Annotated in this window: 19 protein-coding genes and 2 pseudogenes; 14 read left to right on the top strand and 7 right to left on the bottom strand. The window is 53.6% G+C overall.

The genetic code is table 11. The annotated features are described in order from the left end of the window. Window positions 1-50 precede the first annotated feature (50 nt). A complete protein-coding gene (locus tag ACL2XO_RS24805; protein WP_413741767.1) occupies window positions 51-239 on the top strand; it encodes a hypothetical protein in 189 nt (62 codons plus the stop codon). 401 nt (window positions 240-640) lie between these two features. Here the strand turns inward: ACL2XO_RS24805 and ACL2XO_RS24800 are convergent, their stop codons facing one another. The 5 genes from ACL2XO_RS24800 to ACL2XO_RS24780 all read right to left on the bottom strand — a co-directional run bounded on the left by ACL2XO_RS24800 (window position 641) and on the right by ACL2XO_RS24780 (window position 4,647). Further along, window positions 641-838, bottom strand: coding sequence for a hypothetical protein (locus tag ACL2XO_RS24800; RefSeq protein WP_413725766.1), 198 nt, complete (start codon window positions 836-838; stop codon window positions 641-643). Window positions 839-843: 5 nt separating this feature from the next. Continuing rightward, the gene (locus tag ACL2XO_RS24795) at window positions 844-1,026 is read right to left on the bottom strand and encodes a hypothetical protein (protein WP_413725765.1); all 183 of its coding nucleotides are present in this window, start codon (window positions 1,024-1,026) and stop codon (window positions 844-846) included. An 829-nt stretch (window positions 1,027-1,855) separates the two neighbouring features. Beyond that, window positions 1,856-2,698, bottom strand: a complete 843-nt coding sequence (locus ACL2XO_RS24790; RefSeq protein ID WP_413725764.1) for a hypothetical protein — start codon at window positions 2,696-2,698, stop codon at window positions 1,856-1,858. Window positions 2,699-2,706: 8 nt separating this feature from the next. Continuing rightward, window positions 2,707-2,907: a multidrug ABC transporter ATPase gene (locus ACL2XO_RS24785; RefSeq protein ID WP_413725763.1), complete on the bottom strand. Its 201-nt coding sequence runs from the start codon at window positions 2,905-2,907 to the stop codon at window positions 2,707-2,709. 522 nt (window positions 2,908-3,429) lie between these two features. Next, window positions 3,430-4,647: a LysR substrate-binding domain-containing protein gene (locus ACL2XO_RS24780; RefSeq protein WP_413725762.1), complete on the bottom strand. Its 1,218-nt coding sequence runs from the start codon at window positions 4,645-4,647 to the stop codon at window positions 3,430-3,432. A 163-nt stretch (window positions 4,648-4,810) separates the two neighbouring features. Between ACL2XO_RS24780 and ACL2XO_RS24775 the strand changes: the two genes are divergently transcribed. The 6 genes and pseudogenes from ACL2XO_RS24775 (at window position 4,811) to nadS (ending at window position 10,330) form a co-directional block, all read left to right on the top strand. Continuing rightward, window positions 4,811-5,668: an amidohydrolase family protein gene (locus ACL2XO_RS24775; RefSeq protein ID WP_413725761.1), complete on the top strand. Its 858-nt coding sequence runs from the start codon at window positions 4,811-4,813 to the stop codon at window positions 5,666-5,668. Next, window positions 5,668-6,576 carry a hypothetical protein gene (locus ACL2XO_RS24770; protein ID WP_132925231.1) on the top strand — a complete coding sequence of 303 codons (909 nt, stop codon included), beginning with the start codon at window positions 5,668-5,670 and terminating at the stop codon, window positions 6,574-6,576. Before ACL2XO_RS24775 ends, ACL2XO_RS24770 begins: the two co-directional genes overlap by 1 nt. A 40-nt stretch (window positions 6,577-6,616) precedes the next feature. After that, window positions 6,617-7,918 carry a C4-dicarboxylate transporter DctA gene (gene dctA / locus ACL2XO_RS24765; protein ID WP_413725759.1) on the top strand — a complete coding sequence of 434 codons (1,302 nt, stop codon included), beginning with the start codon at window positions 6,617-6,619 and terminating at the stop codon, window positions 7,916-7,918. 82 nt (window positions 7,919-8,000) lie between these two features. Further along, window positions 8,001-9,440, top strand: coding sequence for a carbohydrate porin (locus ACL2XO_RS24760; protein ID WP_413741766.1), 1,440 nt, complete (start codon window positions 8,001-8,003; stop codon window positions 9,438-9,440). A 271-nt stretch (window positions 9,441-9,711) separates the two neighbouring features. Beyond that, window positions 9,712-10,059: pseudogene (locus ACL2XO_RS24755) on the top strand (type II toxin-antitoxin system RelE/ParE family toxin). Continuing rightward, window positions 10,046-10,330, top strand: coding sequence for a NadS family protein (gene nadS, locus ACL2XO_RS24750; RefSeq protein WP_132925237.1), 285 nt, complete (start codon window positions 10,046-10,048; stop codon window positions 10,328-10,330). Before ACL2XO_RS24755 ends, nadS begins: the two are co-directional and overlap by 14 nt. A gap of 149 nt (window positions 10,331-10,479) precedes the next feature. Here the strand turns inward: nadS and xylB are convergent, their stop codons facing one another. Both xylB and xylA read right to left on the bottom strand, forming a co-directional pair. Beyond that, window positions 10,480-11,937: a xylulokinase gene (xylB, locus tag ACL2XO_RS24745; protein WP_413741765.1), complete on the bottom strand. Its 1,458-nt coding sequence runs from the start codon at window positions 11,935-11,937 to the stop codon at window positions 10,480-10,482. Window positions 11,938-12,217: 280 nt separating this feature from the next. Continuing rightward, window positions 12,218-13,537 carry a xylose isomerase gene (gene xylA, locus ACL2XO_RS24740; RefSeq protein WP_132925241.1) on the bottom strand — a complete coding sequence of 440 codons (1,320 nt, stop codon included), beginning with the start codon at window positions 13,535-13,537 and terminating at the stop codon, window positions 12,218-12,220. Window positions 13,538-14,027: 490 nt separating this feature from the next. Here xylA and xylF point away from each other — a divergent pair, with 490 nt between their 5' ends. From xylF to ACL2XO_RS24705, 7 genes and pseudogenes are all read left to right on the top strand, one after another. Further along, window positions 14,028-15,023, top strand: a complete 996-nt coding sequence (gene xylF / locus ACL2XO_RS24735) for a D-xylose ABC transporter substrate-binding protein (protein ID WP_132925243.1) — start codon at window positions 14,028-14,030, stop codon at window positions 15,021-15,023. A 148-nt stretch (window positions 15,024-15,171) separates the two neighbouring features. Next, window positions 15,172-16,716 (top strand): xylose ABC transporter ATP-binding protein, encoded by a 1,545-nt coding sequence (locus tag ACL2XO_RS24730; protein ID WP_132925245.1) that lies wholly within the window; start codon window positions 15,172-15,174, stop codon window positions 16,714-16,716. Further along, window positions 16,694-17,872, top strand: a complete 1,179-nt coding sequence (gene xylH, locus ACL2XO_RS24725) for a xylose ABC transporter permease XylH (protein ID WP_413741764.1) — start codon at window positions 16,694-16,696, stop codon at window positions 17,870-17,872. Before ACL2XO_RS24730 ends, xylH begins: the two co-directional genes overlap by 23 nt. Window positions 17,873-18,241: 369 nt before the next feature. Then, a complete protein-coding gene (darB, locus tag ACL2XO_RS24720) occupies window positions 18,242-20,626 on the top strand; it encodes a darobactin export ABC transporter permease subunit (protein ID WP_413725754.1) in 2,385 nt (794 codons plus the stop codon). Beyond that, window positions 20,617-21,873, top strand: coding sequence for a darobactin export ABC transporter periplasmic adaptor subunit (gene darC, locus ACL2XO_RS24715; RefSeq protein WP_413741763.1), 1,257 nt, complete (start codon window positions 20,617-20,619; stop codon window positions 21,871-21,873). The genes darB and darC overlap by 10 nt, the downstream gene beginning before the upstream one ends. 1 nt (window position 21,874) lies before the next feature. After that, complete coding sequence (darD, locus tag ACL2XO_RS24710) at window positions 21,875-22,540, top strand: darobactin export ABC transporter ATP-binding protein (protein ID WP_413725752.1); 666 nt, start codon at window positions 21,875-21,877, stop codon at window positions 22,538-22,540. After that, window positions 22,539-22,907: pseudogene (locus ACL2XO_RS24705) on the top strand (methylated-DNA--[protein]-cysteine S-methyltransferase); the annotation flags it as partial. The gene darD and the pseudogene ACL2XO_RS24705, both read left to right, overlap by 2 nt. Window positions 22,908-23,923: the final 1,016 nt, after the last annotated feature.

Below are 23,923 nucleotides of genomic sequence, written 5' to 3'. Positions count from 1 at the left end.
TAGAAAAATTTGAGCGGTAATATCATTACATAGAAAAAAGGAATTTAGCGATGTCTTTTGTTAACAAATTGAACTCCTCCAGCAACCCAATGCTGGAAACTGAATCGCTTGTTCAAGGAAAAGAAATCTCCTTTACGAAAGAGCAAATTAGAAAAATGTTAATTGCTGCTGCGCCAGCGATTAGGGCAATGAAAGGTCCTCATCATGAAGCGGTAGGGAAACGTTTAACGAGCAAATGAAAAAGGTCACAGTTGTGACCTTAATTAAAATCATGGCTACTTTTTCAAGCTCTTTAATCATGAATATGAACCGCTGTAATTACCCATCGACAGCCTGGCGGTTGCTGAAAAAGCAGAACTAAAAATTGACAAATTGAGTGAAAGGAGAAGTACAGCATAAGTTTTTTTGATGGTTTGGGAGCATCTCTTGAAGAAGCTGTCGATGGGTGAAAGAGCAAGGTTACGGTTTTTAAATGTCTAATTTTGATCGAGCTTATTATTCAATATATTTCTTTTGATCGGAATTTTATCCCATTGATAGACGCGTTTCAAACTGCCCGTTTTACCGTTAATTAATGATCCGGGGGCTGTACTCCTCCCCTCTCGTTATAGGTCTGCAAGGGCAAAAAAAGGTCGCTGCGTTAATGTGTGTCGTCGATCTTCATTGATGTGTTCGTAGGCAACAGCATATCCAACTGCTGCTGTTTTTCCATCAGGGTATATAACAGCAACTCTCTCACGTCTTCGTCTTCGATTTTATAGGCGGCAAAGGCCAGCGCCCGGCATTGGCACTGCACGTCGTCAAAACACAGCTTGGCGGGGTCAACAAGATTTTCCATGGTTTTCACCTGATAAAGGTGAGGTGCAGCGCAGATGTTTTTAATGAGCAAAAAAACAGATACGGTGACCTCGGTTGCGAGTACCACCGCATAAAAAAACTATCAATGGCGGTGGCCCAGAACGGGTTTGCACAACCGGTATCAACTATTCTCGGCCAGCCCTTAAGCTGCCCGAACTGAGCCACCATTGATATTACGCGCGAGTTTGGCTCGCGGTACAATGATTACTGAGAAGACGACATAATACAATATGCATATTATGCCGCCGTTGATACTAGGGAGTGCAAGTCCCTGCATTAAAAAACTAATGCCGGGCTATAATAACGGAATTATTTTAGCGATGGCAAGAGATAAATAACAAAAACATTACTTGCTAAGTTAATATAATCAATAGTTTATATAATTTTTACCGTGAGATGAGGTTACATGAAGATATTATATTATTACGCGAATATTTATTTTTATCTGTATTGTTCGAGGACAAAATTGGCATAAGTAAATTTAAGTAAATATTAATTATAATTGAAATTGATGGATTAAAAAATCAGCTTGAGAATGTGATGGCAGGAAAACCAAACTGTGTTACTTGGGAAAAAATGGGATTCATCGCTGATTTGAGAACCGATTCCCTCTGGACTCGTTCTGTAAATCCGCCGCCTCAATTATAATAGCGATTGAGCTAACAGGGGCGTGCCGCCTTTTTTGGGATTGGATAGCGTTGGCGTTTTGCCGAAATTTTGTGAAACGCACTGTTTGAATAACGTGATCATCCATATCGTAGAACTTTCGCACTGCGCGGGTTAAAACGAACGTAAGGGGCTGGGCATCTCGCCTTGTTGATCTCATTTCGTTAAGGTGAGTTCACCAGCCGCTTACGGAGCAACTAAGGGCCCAGAGGTTAAGCCATCTGGGTCAGGCGCTGGAGCAACAATGGTCGCAACCGGGGACTTACCTTGAGTTGAGCTTCGATGAACGTTTGGGGTTGCTGCTTAACCACCGTTTGCATGGTTTTGGGGTTTACTGACTGCTCGGGGTTTTATTCTGCTCCGGCACAGGCATGAAGTTTTCGGCCAGGGCTTTTGACTCAGCTTTGTCCTGCGCTTCCTGTTCTTTAAATTTACTGTAAGTATCAGTATCAAAAAAAGAAAGACCTTCAATCTCGCCCTTAGGTATCAATGTTCTGAAATCGTAGAAATTAAGGGATCCAATCCCCTGCTGTATGCCGGTGTTAATGTAATGCTTCTGATAGTTCGTCGTAACGTGGATCGTCAGATCATCCTTGTCGCGGTATCCGCTCAGCAAAGGCAGCAACTCTAAAAATTCCGAGGCACCTTGCTCAAATGCTGGACAGTGTATAAAACCAACATAAAATTTGCGCGATTTTAAAGTAATAATCACCGGAAACTGCCTGACTGACGCTTCCATCAGCAAATTTTCCAGGGCATTATCACCCACCGCTTTTACTAAGGCATCTATCCGTCGATTCCCTCTTCCTGTCCACCATTTTCTGAATGCCCCTGCAGCACATGCAAGCAGTAACGACAATGCCCCCCAAACGGCGAACTTTAAGTCTTTATATCGAGCAGCATCATCAGTTGAGATAGGGAATACACGCTGAAAGACATCTGTTTTGAGGCTCAATAAATGCAGAGAACCATTAACGACCCAACGAAAAAAACCAGCGACGCTTAAGAATGAACAGATACCCCAGGATAAGGTGACGAAGAGGGTACCCCAGGCTGCAACAAAAAAATAAGCGTCCCAGCCGGTGGAACGCTTAAATATATATCTGGCTGATAGTGAAAGAGTTACATATATATATCCACTAATCAGGATCACGACTAATAATACGGTATTCATCTATGAGATTAACTTCGTTCCTTGATATACGCTAGTTTCGAGACTTGTTTCTCAATTGCAGCCTGCACATCCGCGTTGTCCAGATTGATGGAGATGAAGCCATCTTTACTGATGTTGTATCGATCTTTGTTTTCTTTGAGTACCCGCGCCAGCCGCTCGGTAGGGCTTCCTGTCGGGATACCTATTTTCAATGCAAGTGACATTGACATAAGTGCCTCCTATGCTGAGGGCGCGAGATTATACATCCCGCGCGATGATGGTACAACATCGCCACAAACGATAAGCATTATAATAGTTATGGCGATGTGGGAGGATTCAAAAAAACAACCATATGTTGTTAATAAGTTAAGCTGTCCAACCTCGGTTTAGCAAGTTCTTTCTTATCTTAAAGGTAAGAAACCTAAGCCGCCAATCATCTAAAGATCCCCTTGCCTGCTGCCCTACGCCGAAAACAGCTTTAGCGGATAGCCAATCCCTTGATATCCCATCCCCCATCGTGGGTGGTTGGTCCCGGAAGTCCCACCGGCACTTCGTTGCCCACTATCTGGCCCAACTGGCCCATGCTAATCGGCCTTCTTAATAAAAGGGCTGTCACGGATATTTTCTGATGAGCGGTAAACATAAGCTCATACCCCAGGTGACTGGCGTGCGTAATGGTCAGGGTTTAATTGCTTATGAGTCACAGCGTGATTGCCAAGCGCTTGAGTTGAACATCTATAAATTACACCCGCCTAAGGGCGCCGCATCTGTGCAGCCACCGATCTCAACAGCTCGATAAAGGTGGCCTGCAGTGCAGTAGGACGCCAATCGTTCCGGCGCGTCAGGGCGATAGTTCTCCAGAAGTCCGCGCCGGGCGATCCGATTTCCGCCAGTTGTCCAGCCTGGCTTTCCAGACGGAATTGATCCCGCGACATCAGCGTCAGCCAGTCGCCTTCCAGCATCATGCCGCGTTTAAGGGTCACAGACCCGCATTGCACCCGCAGGATCGGAGGGGTTTGTCCGCGCACGGCGAACATGCGTTCCCAGTTCACCCGCATCGGCGTGCCTGGCGCCGGCATCACCCAGTGATGATCCAGCAGGTCGGCTGTGGTCAGGGGGGTTTTGCCATGCAGCGGATGTCCGGTACGGCCAACGATCACCAGTTCGTCGTCAAACAACGCTTCCTGGGTTACGTCATGGGTGGGGACCCACTCGCGTTGCGAACCGATCAGCAAGTCCACATCCCCCTGACGCAGGTGGCTCAGTAACTCGGCATGCGGCCCTTCGACAATCTCCACTGAGGCGGCCGGCCACTGGGTACAGAATCCGGCCAATACCCTGGACAGGAAGTAGGAGCGGGCCACGGGCAACACGCCGATGCGCAGCGTGCCGCTCAGACCCTGGTTGCGGGTGGCGATTTCGTCGATCCCGGCCCGCAGTTCCGCCAGCATCAGGCGCACGTAGTGCACCAACTGACCCGCCGGCGCCGTAGGTCGGATCGCTCTGCCCGTGCGCTCCAGTAAAGGGATTTCAACGGTCTCCTGCAATTCACGCATCGCCCGATGCAGCGAAGGTACGGAGATGTCCAGTTGCCTCGCCGCGACAGCATAACTGCCGGCGCCGACTACCGACACCAGCGCGCGCAGCTGGCTCATGGTCACCCGCTGGTCCAGCTTCATTAACACCGGTTTGCCGGAGCCGCGACGGATTTGCCGCACGCCGCTGGCCAGGTAGGCGAGGGCCCGCTCGGTACGGATGATGAAACCGGTGCCGGCGTCGGTAATGGTCACTCCACCCGGACGTCGCTCGAACAGGCTTACGCCGAGTGTCTGTTCAATCTTACTGATGGCCTGGGCCAGTGCCGGTTGCGATAAATTGACCGTCTTCGCCGCGCCGCTGATATTACCTGTCGCCGCCACCGCAAGCAGGGCGCCGAGGTGTCGCAGGTTAAGTGAATAAGCTTGAGTCATTTTTATTCGTTAGCCAAATTCAATAGCCGGAGCGTAATTCGAATTTTCTCTCTCAAATACATCCATATATAGTCGGAGGATATCCGAAGCGCTAGTGAAAATAAAATAACTCGATCAATAGTTAATCCGGATATCTCTGTCACCCTACAAAAAAGAGGCACCTATGAAGCTGCTAGATACCCATACCCATGTGATCTCTCCCGACAACAAGCGTTATCCCACTGACCCCATCGGTGGGCATCAGTCGCAATGGTCGCAGGCTCGTCCGGTGGATGCCGACAGCCTGTTGCGCGCGATGGACGCCGCCGACATCGAACAGGCCGTGGTAGTCCAGGCCTCTACCGTCTACGGTCACGATAACCGCTATGTCGCCGACACCGTGCGGGCACACCGTGACCGCCTGGTTGGCGTGTATTCACTGGATGCGCTCGCCGCCGATGCGGTGGAAAAGATTATTTACTGGCAGGAACAAGGGCTGTCGGGCTTCCGGTTGTTCACCACCGGCAGCACCATGCCCGGTCAGGGCGACTGGTTGGGCCATGTTGATTCTTATCCGGCCTGGGCCTGGGCCGAGGCGCATGCCATTCCGGTGTGTCTGCAAATGACCATGGAAGGCATTCCTGCCCTGCGCAGTCTGCTTGAACGCTTCCCCAAGGCGATTGTGCTACTAGACCATTGCGCGCGTCCGGTGCTGTCCGCCGGCGCCCCGTACCAGGCGGCCGACGCTCTGCTCGCTCTGGCGGCGTTTCCGGGCGTTCATTTGAAGCTGACCAACCGCACCCTGGCCGCCGCCGCCGAAGGCAAGTCGACCCCCATCGACTTCTTGCGCACGATCATCGCCGCGTTCGGTGCCGATCATATCGCCTGGGGCTCAAATTTCCCCGCGGCGGCGGGCACGCTGGCCGAGTTGGCTGACACTGCTCGCGAGGTACTGGGCGGATTGTCGGTGCAAGATCGGCAGGACATCGCCGGCGGCACCGCCCGGCGCCTGTATCCGTTCGCCTCGACGGAGCAACGCTGATGAATACTGCGACAACTTTACGTACCGTACTCGGCCACTATCCGCATACGGCGGCGCTGCATTCCGGCGAACTGACCGATCCCGCCATACGCCTGGACTTCCAGAACGTTGGCGTGGTGCACAAGGCCTTCGCGCCCATGGTCCGTGACCAGGCCTATGATTTGTGCGAATTAGCCGTGGTCACCGCGTTGCAAGCCATTGCCTATGGCCGTCCGGTGGTGCTGTTACCCGCCGTGGTCGCTTCTCGCTTTCAGCGCGGCTGCCTGATTGGTTACGGCCCCAACGGCGTACCGGCCGAGACTGATTTGGCCGGTAAGCGCATTGGCGTGCGTGCTTATACCCAGACCACCGGCATGTGGGTTCGGGCGCATCTGGCCGAGGATGTTGGACTGGACATCGCCAAAGTGCGGTGGATAACCCACGACCCGGCGCACGTTGAGCAGTACCGGAACCCCGGATTTGTCGAACAGATCCCCGGCACGAAGGGCTCGTTGCAGATGCTGCGCGACGGCGACGTGGACGCGGCGATCCTGGGCAATGACTTGCCCTCGGGTGAAGAATACATTGCGGTCATCAAGAACGCGGGAGACCGGGATCTGGCCTGGTGGCACAGGCATCATTTCATGCCGATCAACCATATGGTGGTGGCGAGTGCCGATGCTTGCGCACGGCAGCCGGATGCCATTCGACATGCCTTTGCGCTGCTGCGCGAAGCCGATCGGCGCAGTACTCCCGCTACGGGCGAAGCCAAGACATTGAGTCCGACCTTGTTCGGTTTCGAAAGCCTGGCCGGTGCTCTCGACTTCACCATTGATGCGTGTATGGCACAGGGGCTGTTACCCCGACGTTTGAGCCTGAAAGACGTGTTCGATCCAGCGCGCAAGCTGCTGGGCAGCGACGCCGATTAAGCAGCTCCCGGCCATCTCACCTATTATTGTGGAGTCCACTATGACTCGTAACATTTCTACCAGCGCCGTCCTGGGTACCCAGCGTACGCGCCGTTTCTACGAAGACCTGACTTTTCAAGTGCTGGTCGGCATGGTCCTTGGCATTGCGGTAGGCGCCCTGGCGCCCGACATCGGCCAGACGCTCAAGCCGCTTGGCGATGTGTTCATCCGTCTTATCCAGATGGTGGTCGGACTGATCATCTTCTGCACGGTCACCCACGGTATCGCCAGCGTCCGTGATCTGGGCAAGGTCGGTCGTATCGCGATCAAGGCCATCGTCTATTTCGAGGTGGTCACCAGCATCGCTCTGGTGATCGGCCTGGTGACCATCAACGTCCTCAAGCCGGGTGTCGGGATGAATATAGACCCCGCGCTGTTGCGAACCGCCGGTGAAGCGGCGCACCCCGCTTCGCACATGAGTGTGGGCGAGTTCATGCTCAACCTGGTACCGGAGAGCGCCATCGGTGCGTTCGCCCGGGGCGAAATCCTGCAGATTCTGGTGTTCTCGGTGCTGTTCGCCTGTGGCCTGGCCTCTATGGGGGATAAGGCGCAACCGGTGCTGAACATGGTCGACACCGTATCCCAGTCTCTGTTCTGGGTGATCCGCCTGGCGATGAAACTGGCCCCCATCGCCGCTTTCGGCGCCATTGCCTTTACGGTCGCCAAATTCGGCCTCAAGTCGCTGGTGCCTCTGGCGGCGTTGGTGGGGGAGTTCTACCTGACCTGCGCGATCTTCTTCCTTATCGCGCTGGCGCCGGTCGCCTGGTACGCCGGTTTCAGCCTGCTCAAGCTGATGCGTTACATCCGTGAAGAGTTGATCCTGGTGATTGGCACCAACTCCGGGGAAAGCGTGTTCCCGCAACTGATCGGCAAGCTCAAGCGACTCGGTATCGAAGAGTCGGTGGTCGGGCTGGTGCTACCCACCGGCTACAGCTTCAACCACGACGGGACCTGCCTGTATTTCGCCGCCGTCGCGGTGTTCCTGGCCCAGGCCACCGGTACCGCGTTGGGTTGGGAACAACAGCTGTCGCTGCTAGGCGTATTGCTGGTCACCTCCAAGGGCGGCGCCGGCGTGGCGGGTTCGGCCATCGCGGTCCTGGCCATGACCCTGGCCGCCACCAAGTCGATCCCGGTCGGCAGCATTGCCTTGATCCTCGGCGTCCATCGCATCCTAGCCTCGGCGTTTGTCTTTACCAATATCACCGGTAACTGCGTGGCGACCCTCGTGGTGGGCAAATGGGAAAACGCCATCGACCGCAGGCAACTGGAAAGCGAGCTGGACGCGGGTTACCGCGAAGTTTGACCACCCGATTTATCACAACAGCATCGACCGGATTGCCACGCGCAAGGGTAACCTGCGCGCAATACCGGCAAGGGCACGCACCATGAAAACGACAATAAATATTCTGGCAGTAAGCATTCTCGGTTTTTTGATTCAAGACACTACCCTGGCCGCAACCGTTTCGCCATCCGCCTCCCTCTCCGGCGCGCTGGCCGATACACCGGATACTCCGAAAGTACCGAACGACACCCAGGGGGAACCGGCCGCTGCGCCAACCGTCAGCCAGGAGCCCGGTACCCCCGACCCCGGCGCCGCGTTGAGAAAACTGGCCGGCCAGGGTGTGTTGCTGCGGGCCAATCTGATCAATCAGTATGCCCGCAACACCCGCGGCGGCGTTGGGCAGGGCCACACCAACGTTGGCCAATTCAACGTCGGCGCCGATCTCAATCTCGACAAGCTGATTGGCACCCACGGCAGCAGTTTTCATTTCACCGTCTACAAAGATTATGGCTCCGGCCTCAGTCATGACGTCACCGGCACCTTCCCTAAACAGCAGAATATCTACAAGAACGAATTTCCCGCCTGGCACCTGGGGCTGTTCGCCTTCGAGCAAAAACTGCTGGACGACCGACTGGATGTGGTCGCCGGCCGACTGGGTACCACCGCTTATTACGCCAAGCTGCCCACCAACTGTCAGTTTCAGAATGGCGACAACTGCGGCGTACCGCGCCTGGTCAATTCCGAATCCGGCTACAGCCTGCTGCCCTCGGCCACCTGGGGTCTCAACATGCGCTACCGCACGACCCCTCATACTTATATTGAAACCGGCGTATACGAGGTCAACCCCAGCACCGCCGCCAGTAACGGCCTGGACTTCTCCACTGCCGAGTCCACCGGCGTGACCGTGCCGCTGGAGTGGGGCTGGACCAAGCCCGGTAACTTCGATCTCAAGGTCGGCGGCTACATCAGCACCGCATCGCATTCCGACCCTTACTACAACACCGCTGGCCGTTCGCTGGGGAGTTTCGGCGGCACCGCCCGCAAGGTGAACGAGGATCGCAAGGGCGTTTATCTGCTCGGCGACAAGGTGGTCTGGCGGCCCGGTGCGGACTCGAAGCGCAACCTCGCGGTATTTGGCGGCGTGGTCCAGCAACTGGAAGATGAGGAGATCATGAAGCAGCAGTTTCTGAGCGGCGTCGTGCTGACCGGACCAATGGCATCGCGGCCGCATGACACCATCGGCTTCTCCGCGTCATTGTTCAATCTCACCGACAAGGAAACCGCCTTCCTGCGCGATTCCCGGGCCAAGGCCGGGGGCCACGGCAGCAACGATCCTCATGAGTATTCCCTGGAACTCAACTACGGTTGGCATGTCAGCCCTGGCGTAATCGTCATGCCCAACGTCCAGTACATCATCAACCCGGATAATTCCGGCATGCCGAAAACCGCAATCTTGCCCAAGAACATGCTGGTCTATGGGCTCAACGTGCAAATAAACTTCGGCGGCATGTTCGGCCTCAGCTCGCCGGGCGGCGGCGACTGAACATGGGATAGATCTGCTTCTCCCTCTCTGACTGAACCGCCCCTGGAAACCGGGGCGGTTCATAAAATCTGAAGGCCGGGTCAGTGACTATTGTCTTTGACTCGGCCATTGTATTGGTTTCTCCCTTGAAAAGGGCGGCGTAACAGTAAAGAACTTTTTTCACTAACCGGAAAGGAGTGATGTTACGCAGGGGGTGTAAACCCTCATTTTTTGCTGGAAAATTCAGCCCGATGGTGTACTATGTACATCATAAAAGTAAGGGAGTATTTAAGTGAGTCATGCAATAGAGTTTATCGAGACGGCAATGTTTACCCGGCAGATAAAGCAAATTGCCACGGACGATGACTTGAAGGATCTTCAGAAAGAATTAATCGAATTTCCGGATAAAGGCGATTTAATACAAAAAACGGGTGGGCTGCGAAAATTCAGAATGGCGACGGGGTAGCAGGGGAAAAGCGGGAGTGCCAGAGTTATTTATTTTCTTGCCACAGAAGAGGTTATCTATCTGGTTATGGCCTATCCGAAAAACATCAAAGACAGCCTGACGGATGCTGAAAAGGCAGAACTTAAAAAACTGACGAAATTACTGAAAGATGAGGTATATCATGAGCTTTTTTGACGATCTGAAAGCATCTCTTGAAGAAGCTGTTGAAATTAAAAATGGCGTTAAAGCGCCTGCACGGGTCACCAGTTATGAAGTGGCCGATGTGAAGGCTATCAGAGAACAACTCAATGTCTCACAGGGTGAGATGGCAAAGGTCCTGGGAACCAGCATTGATACCATTAAAAGCTGGGAAACAAAGCGACGCAATCCTACCGGACTGGCGGCAAAAGTTCTGGCGACTATTCGGGATAACCCGGCGTTCTTCCGGGAGCTGGCTGTACATTAGGTCTTGATGGCCGATAATATTTCCAACGATGAGAGCCCGCGGTTGCGGGCTTTTTCATTTATGCGCCGGGCATGGCGCGTAGCGCCTTGACGGGCGTTGTCCCCGGTTCGTGGTGGTCAAGGGACAGCTTAAAGGTCAAAAAAAGCCCTCTACACACCCGTCAAGGGTGTCAGTTGCAGGTATATCTGCCGGAAGGTGCGCCGTTGTTCCAGGTAGGCCTCATGACGGTTTTTATCAGGCCGATAGCTGGCCTCCAGCGGCAACGGCGGCAGAATTTCCGACCAGGGCGTATCGGTATGGCAGCTGAGCTGCGCCAATCTGGCCGCCCCCAGCGCCGGACCCACATCGCCGCCGGTGCGGTAATCCAGCTGGTGTCCGCTGATATCCGCCAGCAACTGCCGCCAGTATGCGCTGCGCGCCCCGCCGCCGATGAGGGTGATGCTGTCCGGCCGCAGTCCGGTTTCATGCAATACGTCCATCCCGTCCGCCAGACCGAAGCTGACGCCTTCCACCACCGCCCGCGCCAGCTCCGCCGGGCCGTGATCGTGGGTTAGTCCCCAAAAGACGCCGGTGGCGTTGGGGTTGTTATGGGGCGTTCTCTCCCCGGACAGATAGGGCAGGAAGAAGGCCGGCGAGATATCGGCGCGGCTGCCGGCGGCGGCGTCCAGCAAGGCCGGGACGCTGCCCAGGCCGGTGGCTTTTGCCGCCCAATCGAGGCAGGAGGCGGCGCTGAGCATCACCGACATCAAATGCCAGGTATTGGGCAGCGCGTGGCAAAAACTGTGCACCGCTTTTTCCGGATTGCTGAGAAAGCCGTCGCTGACGGCGAAATAAACGCCGGAAGTTCCCAGCGACAGCATGGCCTGGCCCTGGCGATAGAGACCGACGCCGATGGCGCCGGCGGCGTTATCGCCGCCGCCGGCCACCACCGGTACCGGCGGCATTCCCCAGCGGGATGCCAGGTCCGGCCGCAGGGTGCCGGTGACCTGGTTGCCTTCGAACAATTGCGGCATATGCCTACGGTTCAGGCCGCAGGCGTCCAGCAGCTCGTCGCTCCAGTCGCGGCGGCCCACGTCCAGCCACATCGTGCCAGCCGCATCGGACATGTCGGTGGCAAACTCGCCGGTCATGCGCCAGCGCAGGTAATCTTTTGGCAGAAGAACTTTGTCCACCCGGCTGAATATCTCCGGTTCATGCTCGGCCACCCAGCAGAGTTTGGGGGCGGTGAATCCGGGCATCATCAGATTGCCGGTTATCTGCCGGGAGCGGGGTACCGCTGTTTCCAGCGTCCGGCATTGGGCAAAGCTGCGGCCGTCGTTCCAGAGAATGGCGGGGCGCAGCACCTGCTGTTTGTTATCCAATAGCGTAGCGCCGTGCATTTGCCCGGTCAGGCCCAGGGCGCGCACCGAAGAGAGATCCTGTTTGGCCTTTAATGCCAGCATGGCCCGGTCGGCGGCCTGCCACCAGTGTTCCGGGTCCTGCTCCGACCATAGCGGGTGGGGACGGGAGACCGTCAGGCTTTCCGTATGGCTGCCCAGGATATGCTGCTGTTCGTCGAGGAGAATGGCTTTGACGCCTGAGGTACCTAGATCTATGCCGATATACATGAGGTATCCCTTAATTGTTTATAAGTAGCGCGGCTGTCGCCGCTTGGGAAAACCGATGCGGCAGCCTGTATGCCGCAGCCCGCTTTAACTGGTTCGTTGTCCGCTTGGTGATCGGGGGCCTACCGTGCCATAGGGTGTCCGGTGCAGCCTTGGTGTTAGCGGGCCTACCGTGCTGTGGGGCGCTCCGGCGGGCGGAAAAACCACGCCCGCTTCGACCCCATCGGCACGCTCTCCCTTTAACACGGTCGTTGTACGATCGGTGATCGCGGGCCGTGCTCCTTTAGCTGTATAGCACCTGATTAACGATATTTTCGAACAGTTCCTGCTGTCCGCTGTGGTGTTCCGGCGCCAGGGCGTGCTGTTGGGCGTAGGCCGCCACGTCGGCCAGGGAAAGATTGCCTTGCAGTACACGCTGTCCCAGGTCGCCGTTCCAACCGGCGTAGCGGGCTTTCACCAGTTGATCCAGCCGTCCGTCCTCAATGAATTTCGCCGCCACCTTTAATGCCAGCGCCATGGTATCCATGCCGCCGATGTGGCCGTGGAACAGATCGTATTTATCGGTGCTCTGCCGGCGCACCTTGGAATCGAAGTTCAGGCCGCCGGTGGTAAAGCCGCCGGCTTTCAGGATTTCATACATCACCAATGCGTTTTCTTCCACGCTGTTGGGGAACTGGTCGGTATCCCAGCCCGATTGCGGATCGCCGCGATTGGCGTCCACCGAGCCGAAAATTCCCAGCGCGATGGCGGTGGCGATTTCATGATGGAAGGTATGTCCCGCGAGGGTGGCGTGGTTGGCCTCCACGTTGACCCGGATCTCTTTTTCCAGACCGAACTGTTTCAAGAAGCCATATACCGTGGCGACGTCGTAATCATATTGATGTTTGGTGGGCTCCTGGGGCTTGGGCTCGATAAGCAAGGTGCCCTGGAAACCGATTTTATGTTTGTGCTCCACCACCATCTGCATAAACCTGCCGATTTGTTCCCGTTCCTGCCGCAGATCGGTGTTCAACAGGGTTTCATAGCCTTCACGGCCGCCCCATAACACATAGTTTTCGCCGCCGAGGGTCTGGGTGGCCGCCATGGCGCTGTTGACCTGCGCGGCGGCCCATGCGAAGACTTCCGGGTCAGGATTGGTGGCGGCGCCGGCGCCGTAGCGGGGATGGCTAAAGCAGTTGGCCGTGCCCCATAGCAGTTTTATGCCGGTCTGCTGCTGATGCTGCGCCAAGACTTCCGTCATGGCCGCCATGTTATCGAGATACGCCTTTACCGTATTGCTCTCCGGGATCACATCCATATCGTGAAAGCAGTAGTAAGGCGCTCCCAGTTTGCTGAAAAATTCAAAGGCCACTTGTGCTTTCAACCTCGCCTGTGCAAGGGCATCTCCCGGCTGCTGCCAGGGGCGTTGAAACGCGCCGGTGCCGAACATATCCACGCCGGGCCAGCAGAAGGTGTGCCAGTAGCACACGGCGAAACGCAAATGGTCTTCCATGCGTTTACCTAATATGATTTCATCAGGGTTGTAATGATGGAAAGCCAAAGGTTCGGTGCTCTTGGGCCCTTCAAAACGGATTTTTTCAATTTTGTCAAAGTATTGAGACATGATTATGGCTCCTCGAAAATACAGGGTCCGTTCTGAAGCGGACATGATTTAACCCGGCGTCCGGCAATAACGCCGGCGGGTTAAGGGGATTCACTGCAATTGATTCTGGTTAGAACAGCGGGGGCGATCAATTACGTTATTTCACATATGGATTCATGAAATTATTTATTGTGCGTGAGATCACATAGAATGACCGATAAAAATTATTACAAATGCAATAATGTTAAAAATTAAATCATCCGGGGCGAGAACGGCATAAAATAAGCTTTAGCTCACAGAAACCACATTTCAGTTAAATATCGTAATGGCGTTGTGAAAATTTGCAATTGCCGCCTGCTTTTTTCCCCACTAATACTAATTGGGTTTGCTGTCGATTATTTTTTAGCGGCAATACGTTGTCGTCACATTGTAAAGGTTTGTATCTTATCTTATAAAACAGCGAGTTCCCTTGCTGGTTATGTTCTTAAAAAAGCAACATAAGGAATGAAAGATGAAACTGAAAACCCTCTTGCTTTCTGCCTGTGCGGCACTGGTGTTGACCTGCCAGCCGGGTATTGCCAAACAAATCAAAATCGGCATGGCGGTGGACGATCTGCGCCTGGAACGCTGGCAGAAGGATCGGGATATTTTTGTCGATAAAGCCAAGTCCCTGGGGGCGGATGTGTTTGTTCAATCCTCCAACGGCAATGAAGAAACCCAGATGTCGCAAATTGAAAATATGATTAATCGCGGCGTGGATGTATTGGTGATAATTCCTTATAACGGGAATGTGTTAAGTAATGTTATCGCGGAAGCGAAACAGGCTGGAATAAAAGTCCTGGCGTATGACCGGATGATTAATAATGCTGATGTGGATTTTTATATCTCCTTCGATAATGAAAAAGTCGGTGAGCTACAGGCGCAAAGCGTCGTCAATCGCGTTCCCCAAGGTAATTATTTCCTGATGGGCGGGTCGCCGGTGGACAGTAATGCCAAGATGTTCCGCGCCGGTCAGATGAAAGTACTGCAACCGTTAATCGACAGCGGCAAAATCAAGGTGGTGGGCGACCAATGGGCCGATGGCTGGCTGCCGGAAAACGCGCTGAAAATCATGGAAAACGCGCTGACCGCCAATAACAACAAAATCGATGCCGTGGTGGCTTCCAATGACGCCACCGCCGGGGGCGCCATACAGGCTCTGGCGGCGCAGGGTCTGGCCGGTAAAGTGGCTATTTCCGGGCAGGATGCCGATCTGGCCGGCATCAAACGTATTATTCAGGGTACCCAAACCATGACGGTCTATAAACCCATCAAGCAGGAAGCCTCCAATGCCGCCATTATCGCTATAGAGCTGGCCAAGGGTGAAAAACCCAAATCCAACGCTTCGCTGAACAATGGCTTGCGGGCTGTCCCTTCCTATCTGTTGACACCTATTGCGGTGGACAAGAGCAATATCGACAGCACCGTGATTGCCGACGGTTTCCATAAGAAGTCCGAGCTGAACTGATCCGCCGTTACGCCGATTGTTGTTTGTGACGTGAATTATACCCCTAAATAATTCAAGTTGTAGGAAAGCCAACGCACCTGCAGCTTGAAGTATGACGGGTATATGTGGGCCGCCGAACCGGGCGGCCTTGCTGCGGAGGGAAATTATCATGGCGTCTGTGTTACTGGAAATGAGAAATATCACCAAGCGGTTCGGTGTGGTAAAGGCGGTGGATAATGTGTCCCTGAGCGTTGAACCGGGCCAGGTATTGTCGTTATGCGGTGAAAACGGTTCGGGCAAGTCCACCCTGATGAAAGTGTTGTCGGCGGTGTATCCTTACGGCACCTTCGAGGGAGAGATTCTGTTCGGCGGCGAGCCGCTGGTGGCCCACGGCGTGCGCGACACGGAGCAAAAAGGGATCGCCATTATTCACCAGGAACTGGCGCTGGTGAAGCAGATGACGGTGCTGGAAAATATTTTCCTCGGCGCCGAATGGGCCAAATATGGCGTTATGGATTACGACAATATGTACCTGCGCTGTATCCGTATGCTGGCGCAGGTGAAACTGGATATCGATCCCAATACCCGCGTCGGGGAGCTGGGGCTGGGGCAACAGCAACTGGTGGAGATTGCCAAGGCGCTGAACAAGCAGGTTCGCCTGCTGATTCTGGATGAACCCACCGCCTCCCTGACCGAAAGCGAAACCGCCATCTTGCTGGATATCGTCAACGACCTGCGCAATCACGATATCGCCTGTATTTATATTTCCCACAAGCTTAACGAGGTCAAGGCCATCTCGGATGTGATTTGCGTCATCCGGGACGGTAAGCATATCGCGACCCGGGCGGCCGAGGGCCTGAGCGAAGAGGACCTGATCCGGATGATGGTGGGGCGCGAGCTCACCGAGCTTTATCCCCATGAACCCCATGCCGTCGGCGAGGAAATTTTGCGGGTGGAGGGATTGACGGCCTGGCATCCGGTGAATCAGCATATCCGGCGGGTGGACAATGCCGCCTTTAGCCTGCATAAAGGGGAAATCCTCGGCGTCGCCGGCCTGGTTGGGTCGGGCCGCACCGAGCTGGCGCAGTGCCTGTTCGGCTGCTATCCCGGCCGCTGGGAGGGCCGGATCACGCTGCACGGCAAGCCGGTTCGTTTCAGCAACTGCCGGCAGGCCATGGCCCATGGAGTGGCCATGGTGCCGGAGGACCGCAAAAAAGACGGTATCGTGCCGATCATGAGCGTGGGCTCCAATATTACCCTGGCGGCCCTCAGCCAGTTCAGCGGATCCCTTAGCGTCGTGGATGAGGCCGGCGAACAGGCGGCCATCCGCGACGCCATTGCGCGTCTCAAAGTGAAAACCACCTCGCCGGAGCTGGCCATCGGCCGCCTGAGCGGCGGTAATCAGCAAAAAGCCATCCTGGCGAAATGCCTGTTGCTGAATCCGGCAATCCTGATCCTTGACGAGCCGACGCGCGGTATCGATATCGGTGCCAAGCAGGAAATTTATCGCTTGATAAACCAGCTGGTACAGCAGGGTATCGCGGTCATCATGATCTCTTCGGAACTGCCGGAGGTCCTTGGCATCAGCGATCGGGTGCTGGCGATGCACCAAGGGGTAATCAAAGCCGATCTTATCAACCGCGACCTGACACAGGAACAGGTAATGGAAGCGGCACTCAGGAGTGACTCCCATGTTGAAAATCACGCGGTCTGACCGCTTGGCGGCTACCGGCGATACTGCCGCCGGCAAAAACAAGCCATTAAATTTACAGGTATTCGTTATGTTGGCCGCTATCGTGGTCATTATGCTGTTCTTTACCTTTACCACCGAGGGAGCCTATCTCAGCGCCCGCAATATCTCCAATCTGCTGCGGCAAACCTCCATTACCGGCATCTTGGCGGTGGGGATGGTGTTTGTGATTATCTCCGCCGAAATCGATTTGTCGGTGGGCTCCATGATGGGCCTGCTGGGCGGGGTGGCGGCGATATTCGATGTCTGGCTCAAATGGCCGCTGACGCTGACCATCCTGGTGACCCTGTTGCTGGGATTGCTGCTGGGGGCCTGGAACGGATGGTGGGTGGCCTATCGCAAAGTGCCGTCATTTATCGTCACCTTGTCCGGTATGCTGGCCTTTCGCGGCATACTAATAGGTATAACCAACGGCACCACCGTCTCTCCCACCTCGGCGGCCATGTCGCAAATAGGGCAGAGCTATTTGCCGGACGGTACGGGGTTCGGCATCGGTTTTATCGGCCTGGTGCTGTTTATCGCCTGGCAATGGCGCCGGCGCGGCAAACGCCAGGGCCTTGGCTTATCGGTTCCCACCCGCACCGGGGATCTCGCCCGGCAGGTTATCACCGCGGTCGTGGTATTGGGGGCTGTGTACCTGCTGAATGATTATCGCGGCGTACCCACGCCGGTGCTCCTTCTGGTGGCGCTGATGCTGGCGGGATTGTTCCTGGCGGCCCGCACCGCCTTCGGCCGCCGGATTTACGCCATCGGCGGCAATATCGATGCCGCCCGGCTGTCCGGGGTGAACGTGGAGCGCACCAAGCTGGCTGTATTTGCCATCAACGGTTTGATGGTCGCCGTGGCGGGTCTAATCCTCAGTTCCCGCCTGGGGGCCGGTTCGCCCTCCGCCGGCAATATCGCGGAGCTGGACGCCATCGCCGCCTGCGTTATCGGCGGCACCAGCCTGGCGGGCGGCGTCGGCAGCGTGGCCGGCGCCGTAATGGGGGCCTTTATCATGGCGTCGCTGGACAACGGCATGAGCATGCTTGATGTGTCCACTTTTTGGCAATATATCGTCAAAGGCGCCATTTTGCTATTGGCGGTTTGGATGGATACCGCCACCAAAAAGCGGGCCTAGCCGTACGGCAATAGATGATCCGGGCAAATCGAGCTCCCAGGGAGGGGTTCACGGCGTGTTTACGATCTGGCAGCCTGTCTCGACCGGACACTATGTCAACAAGCTCGGGGGGCGGATACGCCCCTTTTGTCATGGGAGGGTGTTTCACGTTTTTTATTTGATGGCGTGCTTATCCCCTAAATCGGTTATTTTATTGTATACCTATGGTCAATATCATTAATTAGGGGGTTATGTAAAATGAAGACATGAATATATCATTGATAAAGGGGTGCAATATATCAAGGATATTAATTAATAAGAATCTGAATGGACAATCGCGAATTTCAAGTGCCTCAACGCCCTTAACGTCGAGACAATCAGCCGATGATATTGAATGAGTTTTATTATGACGTTAAATTGAATCCCGTACCGGCAGTATTGGGCATTATCATTAGCGCTATCGGCTTTGTCACGACCTTCCTCACCTTGGCGTTATTCATTTCTGATTTTCGTACCGACAGGTTTTATCCCGATTATCGCCACATTTATCGGCTTGAATCCCAGCTTTTATTGCCTAACGGCGTCCGGGTCCGTTCCGCGCAGGTGCCGCTGCCCTTGATCGACGCGTTGAAAAAAGAGCCGGGAATTACATCCGTCAGTTATGCCCACCGTTTTTTCACTACGATCCGCAGTGAAGGGCGGGTAATGTCCGACGTGGAAATTTTCGCGATCAGCCCTGAATTTTTAACCCGATTGAATCCTTACCGGCAGTCTCTGGCCCCGCTGGAGGCCCACGAAATTTATATTACCCCGGCCTTCAACCGGCGATATCTCGGCTTCTCTTCGCCCCGCGGCAAAATAATCGAGGTGGGAAATCAAGGGAAATTCATCATCAAGGACGTGGTGGAACCTCATAAAGACAGCAGCCAAAACATGCCGATAATGATCGCCTTTTCACCCTGGATGATGGAGGGTTATGACGATAAGCGCCGTGACTGGTACAACAACCAGGTTTATGCTTTTATCCATTCGGCGTCGCCGCAAACCTTCGATAATCGCCTACTTGACCAGGTGGTTGAACGCTATGCGCCGCAATTGCCCGGTGCGCCCGCTACTCCCGCACAATCTCTTCATTTCAGCGCCCGCAATATCCTGGCTATGCACTATGGTCAGGGTTTTCCTGATGAATTGGCCGCCGTGCATTCCATGGCATTGTTGCATACCCTTTATGGCGCGGCGATATTTGTACTGCTAACCACCCTGGTAAATTTTCTCTCCATAAACGGCATTATCAATGCCGCCAAAAGAAGCAGTCTGCATATCAAGCGCTGCATCGGCGCCTCGGATAAACAAATCCTCGCGGAATACTGCGGTATCATCTTCCCTCAATTTCTCTGCATCATGATTCTGGCCCTGGGAATGCTGCTGGGATCCGCGCTATTGTCCGAACCGATACTGGCGTTATTGCATCAAGTTCCCTGCCGGCTGCAGGTTGGGGTATTTATATCCGTGTCGCTGATAATGGGTGGCATGATTGTTCTGAGCCAATGGATTTACCTTCGCCTGTTTGTCTTTAGCGTAAGAAATACACGCGGGGATGCCCGTTTTGAAAGCAAGGCAACTTATTATATCAATAAGCTGTCCATGGTGGCCCAGCTATTGCTTTCCGGAAGCATGGTTTATATTTGGGCCGGCGCCATAGCGCAAAACCACTATGTTATGGACACCGACTTCGGATATCACAAAAAAAATCTGCTGACTTTTGAAATTAATGAGCCGTTGCGCTCTCTCGCAATGTTGCGGATGTTGCAAGACCGGCTAAAGGAAACCACCGGTACATCCAATATTGCATTAAGCAGCTGGCGGCCCTTTGATATGTCCCCAGCGGTGATGACGGTACAGCATGGCCGGCAGCAGCAGGATCAGTCCGTCGCCATTAACGCCTTTTCCGCAGACCGTAACTTCCCCCTGGTGTGGGGCCTGGAGACCCTGGCCGGCAAAGAAAACGCCGTCAGTGAAAGCCGGGATCCGGCAATCCTTCACGTCATTGTCACCCGGGCGTTTATGAATGCGATGGGACAGTCCTCCTATGATGAAGTGATGAATAACACCTTTTATATTGATCTCAACGGAAAGAAAAAAGCGCTGCGTGTGCTGCGTATCGTGGACAATATCTACCTCGGCGAGCGGACAACATTACCGCAGCCGTTAATGATATTTATAAAAGACAACATCGAAAAATATGGCTCGATTAAATATTCCACGCGTCGGCAACGGGATAACATCATCTCGCAGCTCCAGGATTATGGGCTTTCCGAGAGTCAAATAGTATTGGTGGATGATTTGCACCGCCGGCATTTTAAAAACCATCTGTTGATAACCAATGTAATACGCCTGGTGGCGGCGCTTTCTCTGCTGTTGCTGCTGGGCAGTGCCGTGATTATCGGTATATCCGAGGCCGTCCGGCTGAATAAGACCCTGAAAATCATGGAAGCGGTGGGCGGCTCGGTCTATACCGGCATCGTTTTCTTTTTGCAGCAAAACATGGCGCCGCTGCTTATATCCTCCGCCCTTGCTTTTATAGTAGGTTTTGGTTTTTTACATCGCTGGCTCAAGCGATATGACCTGGTGACCGGGTTAACCTATACCTATGCACTCGCCGCGCTGCTGCTGCTGACTCTGGGCGTGGCGGCGGTGATGGCGTTGTCGCTGATGGCGGGCGGTCGGTGGTTCCGGGCCACAGGGCGCACGCAGAAGGGGGAGGCATGGATGTAAAGCTGGAAAAAAAATCCTTCATACATTGGCGGTCCAAATGGCTGGCCTGGGGTGCGTTACTGTTATTTATTTCACTGTGCGGGTTCATGTATCGATTGGCCACCGCGGATAATTTTTTGCGGGTGCCTTCTTCCGGGGTGAAATTTCATGAGATCAAACGCGGCTCGTATAATGATACGTTGGTGACACGGGCTGTCGCCATTCCAAATGAAAGCGTGGTTGTCTCCTCCGAACGGGGCGGGAAAGTGGTGGAAATTTACAAATTTTCCTCCGGTTTTGTCAAAAAGGGAGAGGTTATCGCCCGGCTGTCCAATTATGATTTTGTTTTACAGGTGACCTCCCGTATCGCTGATGCCACTGAGCAAATTAATAACTTACGTAATATGCGTATGCTGCTTGAACGCAATAGCCGCGACACCAAAATAGAACTCGAGAAATCGGGCTATAACTTAATGAAAACAAAAAAGGAACTTCAAAGGAATAAAAAATTGTACGAGAAATCCATCATTGAAAAAGCCAAATATGAAAACCTGGTGGATGAGCTGGCATATTGGAAAAAGACCTATGAAATCCTATCCGAACATAATGAACAGCAAGCCATCATTTTGCCCCATCAATATCGGGAGATAGACGAATCCATCAAACGTCTGGGGAAATTGGTTGATCTGATCAAAGGCGGTTTGGAACAGCTTACGATAGTCTCCCCCATAGAGGGTACGCTCACCGCTCTGGATATTAAAATCGGCCAGCAAATCAAACCCGGCGAAAAAGTCAGCGTAGTGGATAATTTGCATTCCTACTACTTTGAGGCCGCCTTCAGCGAGTATTACCTCGATAAAATAAAGCCGAAGGTGAATGTAATGGCTGATGCCGGCGGCATTAGCATCCCGCTGACCATCGAGACGGTTTCATCGGTAGTAGATAACGGCAAGTTCAAAGCGAAGCTGCTGATGTCCCGGCCCAGACAGATTGCATTGAAACGCGGCCAGTCCATTGATCTGCGCGTCTCTCTGGGCACCTCCCGCAATGCGCTGCTGGCGCCCTCGGAAGCGATATTCTTTCAGGACGGCCAGGCCATGGTGTATGTCTTTGATAAACAGACGCGGCGGGCGGTGAAAACCCCGGTGAAGATCAAGCGCCAAGGGGCGGCGCAATCAGAAGTTATCGATGGCCTGGCCGAGGGACAGCAGGTGGTGACCTTCGCTGACAACGACTATGAAAAATCCAACATCATCGAGTTCGATTGATATGATTAAATTGGAACATGCCGGAAAATTCTATCTCACCAAGACCATCAAAACGCTGGCGCTTAATAATGTGGATCTTGCCATTATCCCTGGGGAATTCCTGTCGGTCATGGGCCCCTCCGGCTCGGGAAAATCCACCTTGCTGAACGTTCTGGGTTTATTCGAGTCCCTGGATACAGGGCGTCTTACCCTGGATGGCGAAGTGGTGGAAGGGCTCTCTTATTCCCAAAAAATAGCACTGCGGCGGCGCTTGATAGGCTATATTTTTCAGTCCTTCAGCCTTATTTCCCATATGACGGTAAATGAAAATGTCGCCCTGCCGCTTAAGTATCGAAATGTGCCCAAAACGGAGCGTAAAGCGCGGGTCAAGCAGACTTTGGAGACGTTTGGACTGACCCCAAGGGCGGAACATTACCCGTCTCAGCTTTCGGGCGGCCAGCAGCAGCGGGTTGCCATTGCCCGCGCCATGATCTCACATCCGGCGCTGATCCTGGCCGATGAGCCCACCGGCAATCTGGACAGTAAAAACAGCCGGGCGGTACTTGAGCAGCTTAAAAAAATCAATGGGCAGGGAACCACAGTGGTAATGGTGACCCATTCGCGGGAGGCGTCCAGCTATGCCGGGCGCGTTCTTATGATGCGGGATGGCCGGCTTGACAGCCATTGACAAGCCACCCCGGTTAGCCGGGGACAATGACGAATTCGTCCGGCGAATGGCCTTGATTACCGGCTTTGTCGATGCGCCTCGCCTCGGGCTGGATTTACCCCTGGATATCAAGGGCGCCGCGTTTCAGCCGCGGGTCTGGCAGGCTTTGCAGGACATTCCCCCCGGCAGCACGTTAAGCTATGCCGAGGTGGCAAAACGCATCGGCATGCCCATCGCCGTTCGCGCCGTGGCCGGCGCCTGCGCCGCCAATACGCTGGCGGTGGCCATCCCCTGCCATCGGGTGGTGCGCAGCGGCGGGACCTTGTCCGGCTATCGCTGGGGTATCGAACGCAAAAGACGTTTGCTGGTAATCGAGGGGCAACGCTGAAGAGTTTCGCATAATAACGCGACGTTTTGTCCGTCCATGTGCATGACCCGGATTTCATTGCTTTATCAAGATGGCGCGCAATAGCTGGTTTGATATAGTATATAATTGGAATAAAAATGCAGCGATTATAATTAATTATCTTATCAGTATTCTGTAGTACCCCGTTCAGGATATTGATAATTAATCAAGAGATGCAAAAGCGCCTTCTGTTCTAATTCAATAAAAGGATTATTCAGACAGGCATCTCTTTCAGTCATAAGCGGACTCGGAAATTCTGCCGGAATATCAAGGCTGTCTCCAAACTGTTTAACGAGACGATGGTAGGGTGATATATTATGTCAGTGTGCCGTATCATATGCGATACGCAGTATGAATGTGGATTATTGGAAGATCTGTTAGAGATGTGTTTAACTTGGCTGTTATAGGATTTTGCTGATTCGTACTTTAACCCAATTTTGTAGTATAAGGTCTTAAGTAATTGATTACAACGGCAAGCAAAAAACAATAATCGATAAAGATTCATCTGTAGGATGTATTCATTGGCTAATGCCTGAAAAAACAATAAAAATAAATTTATTTTAACTGGCTGTCAGGCCCGACACAAAACGACAGGAGTTGTTATAAGCGTAAATATAGTTAATAAAACGGGCTATAGCTTAATCTTTATCCCTGATTGAAACGGTGAAAATTTGTTTTAGTGAAGTACGCTCAAAATAAGTCATTAGTTAGTAGTGAATTATTTATTCATATGGCCGAAACAGTATAAATAGGATTGAGGACAACATTATGCAAATTACCGGAAATACACAACCACCCGCAACTTCACAGCCAAACGAAACCCGCACCGGCGCGAGTAGTCAGAGCACTGATCCATCATCGGGATTTTTCCTGAATGTGGCGACGCAAAAATTTTCCAGCGCGCGAAACAACCCTGATGGGCGACAATCATCTTCATCTTAATCTTCATCTTCTTCCCGTCCGTCCACCCCGGATTCTGACCACGGCGATTGGACAGA

This window comes from Sodalis sp. RH15 (genome assembly GCF_047324255.1).
GTDB classification, from domain to species: Bacteria; Pseudomonadota; Gammaproteobacteria; order Enterobacterales; family Enterobacteriaceae; genus Acerihabitans; species Acerihabitans ligni.
Note: the sequence above shows the minus strand (reverse complement) of the source record. Positions and strands in the feature narration are given on the sequence as shown.

What these genes read in the sequence shown, in the direction of transcription:
- ACL2XO_RS24770 (WP_132925231.1), top strand. Translation starts at nt 5,668, where the DNA reads ATGAATACTGCGACAACTTTACGTACCGTACTCGGCCACTATCCGCAT.
- xylF (WP_132925243.1), top strand. Translation starts at nt 14,028, where the DNA reads ATGAAACTGAAAACCCTCTTGCTTTCTGCCTGTGCGGCACTGGTGTTG.
- ACL2XO_RS24785 (WP_413725763.1), bottom strand. Translation starts at nt 2,907, where the DNA reads ATGTCAATGTCACTTGCATTGAAAATAGGTATCCCGACAGGAAGCCCT.
- ACL2XO_RS24780 (WP_413725762.1), bottom strand. Translation starts at nt 4,647, where the DNA reads ATGACTCAAGCTTATTCACTTAACCTGCGACACCTCGGCGCCCTGCTT.
- xylA (WP_132925241.1), bottom strand. Translation starts at nt 13,537, where the DNA reads ATGTCTCAATACTTTGACAAAATTGAAAAAATCCGTTTTGAAGGGCCC.
- ACL2XO_RS24805 (WP_413741767.1), top strand. Translation starts at nt 51, where the DNA reads ATGTCTTTTGTTAACAAATTGAACTCCTCCAGCAACCCAATGCTGGAA.
- ACL2XO_RS24775 (WP_413725761.1), top strand. Translation starts at nt 4,811, where the DNA reads ATGAAGCTGCTAGATACCCATACCCATGTGATCTCTCCCGACAACAAG.
- xylB (WP_413741765.1), bottom strand. Translation starts at nt 11,937, where the DNA reads ATGTATATCGGCATAGATCTAGGTACCTCAGGCGTCAAAGCCATTCTC.
- ACL2XO_RS24790 (WP_413725764.1), bottom strand. Translation starts at nt 2,698, where the DNA reads ATGAATACCGTATTATTAGTCGTGATCCTGATTAGTGGATATATATAT.
- ACL2XO_RS24795 (WP_413725765.1), bottom strand. Translation starts at nt 1,026, where the DNA reads ATGGTGGCTCAGTTCGGGCAGCTTAAGGGCTGGCCGAGAATAGTTGAT.
- nadS (WP_132925237.1), top strand. Translation starts at nt 10,046, where the DNA reads ATGAGCTTTTTTGACGATCTGAAAGCATCTCTTGAAGAAGCTGTTGAA.
- darC (WP_413741763.1), top strand. Translation starts at nt 20,617, where the DNA reads ATGGATGTAAAGCTGGAAAAAAAATCCTTCATACATTGGCGGTCCAAA.
- dctA (WP_413725759.1), top strand. Translation starts at nt 6,617, where the DNA reads ATGACTCGTAACATTTCTACCAGCGCCGTCCTGGGTACCCAGCGTACG.
- darD (WP_413725752.1), top strand. Translation starts at nt 21,875, where the DNA reads ATGATTAAATTGGAACATGCCGGAAAATTCTATCTCACCAAGACCATC.
- ACL2XO_RS24730 (WP_132925245.1), top strand. Translation starts at nt 15,172, where the DNA reads ATGGCGTCTGTGTTACTGGAAATGAGAAATATCACCAAGCGGTTCGGT.
- ACL2XO_RS24760 (WP_413741766.1), top strand. Translation starts at nt 8,001, where the DNA reads ATGAAAACGACAATAAATATTCTGGCAGTAAGCATTCTCGGTTTTTTG.
- xylH (WP_413741764.1), top strand. Translation starts at nt 16,694, where the DNA reads ATGTTGAAAATCACGCGGTCTGACCGCTTGGCGGCTACCGGCGATACT.
- ACL2XO_RS24800 (WP_413725766.1), bottom strand. Translation starts at nt 838, where the DNA reads ATGGAAAATCTTGTTGACCCCGCCAAGCTGTGTTTTGACGACGTGCAG.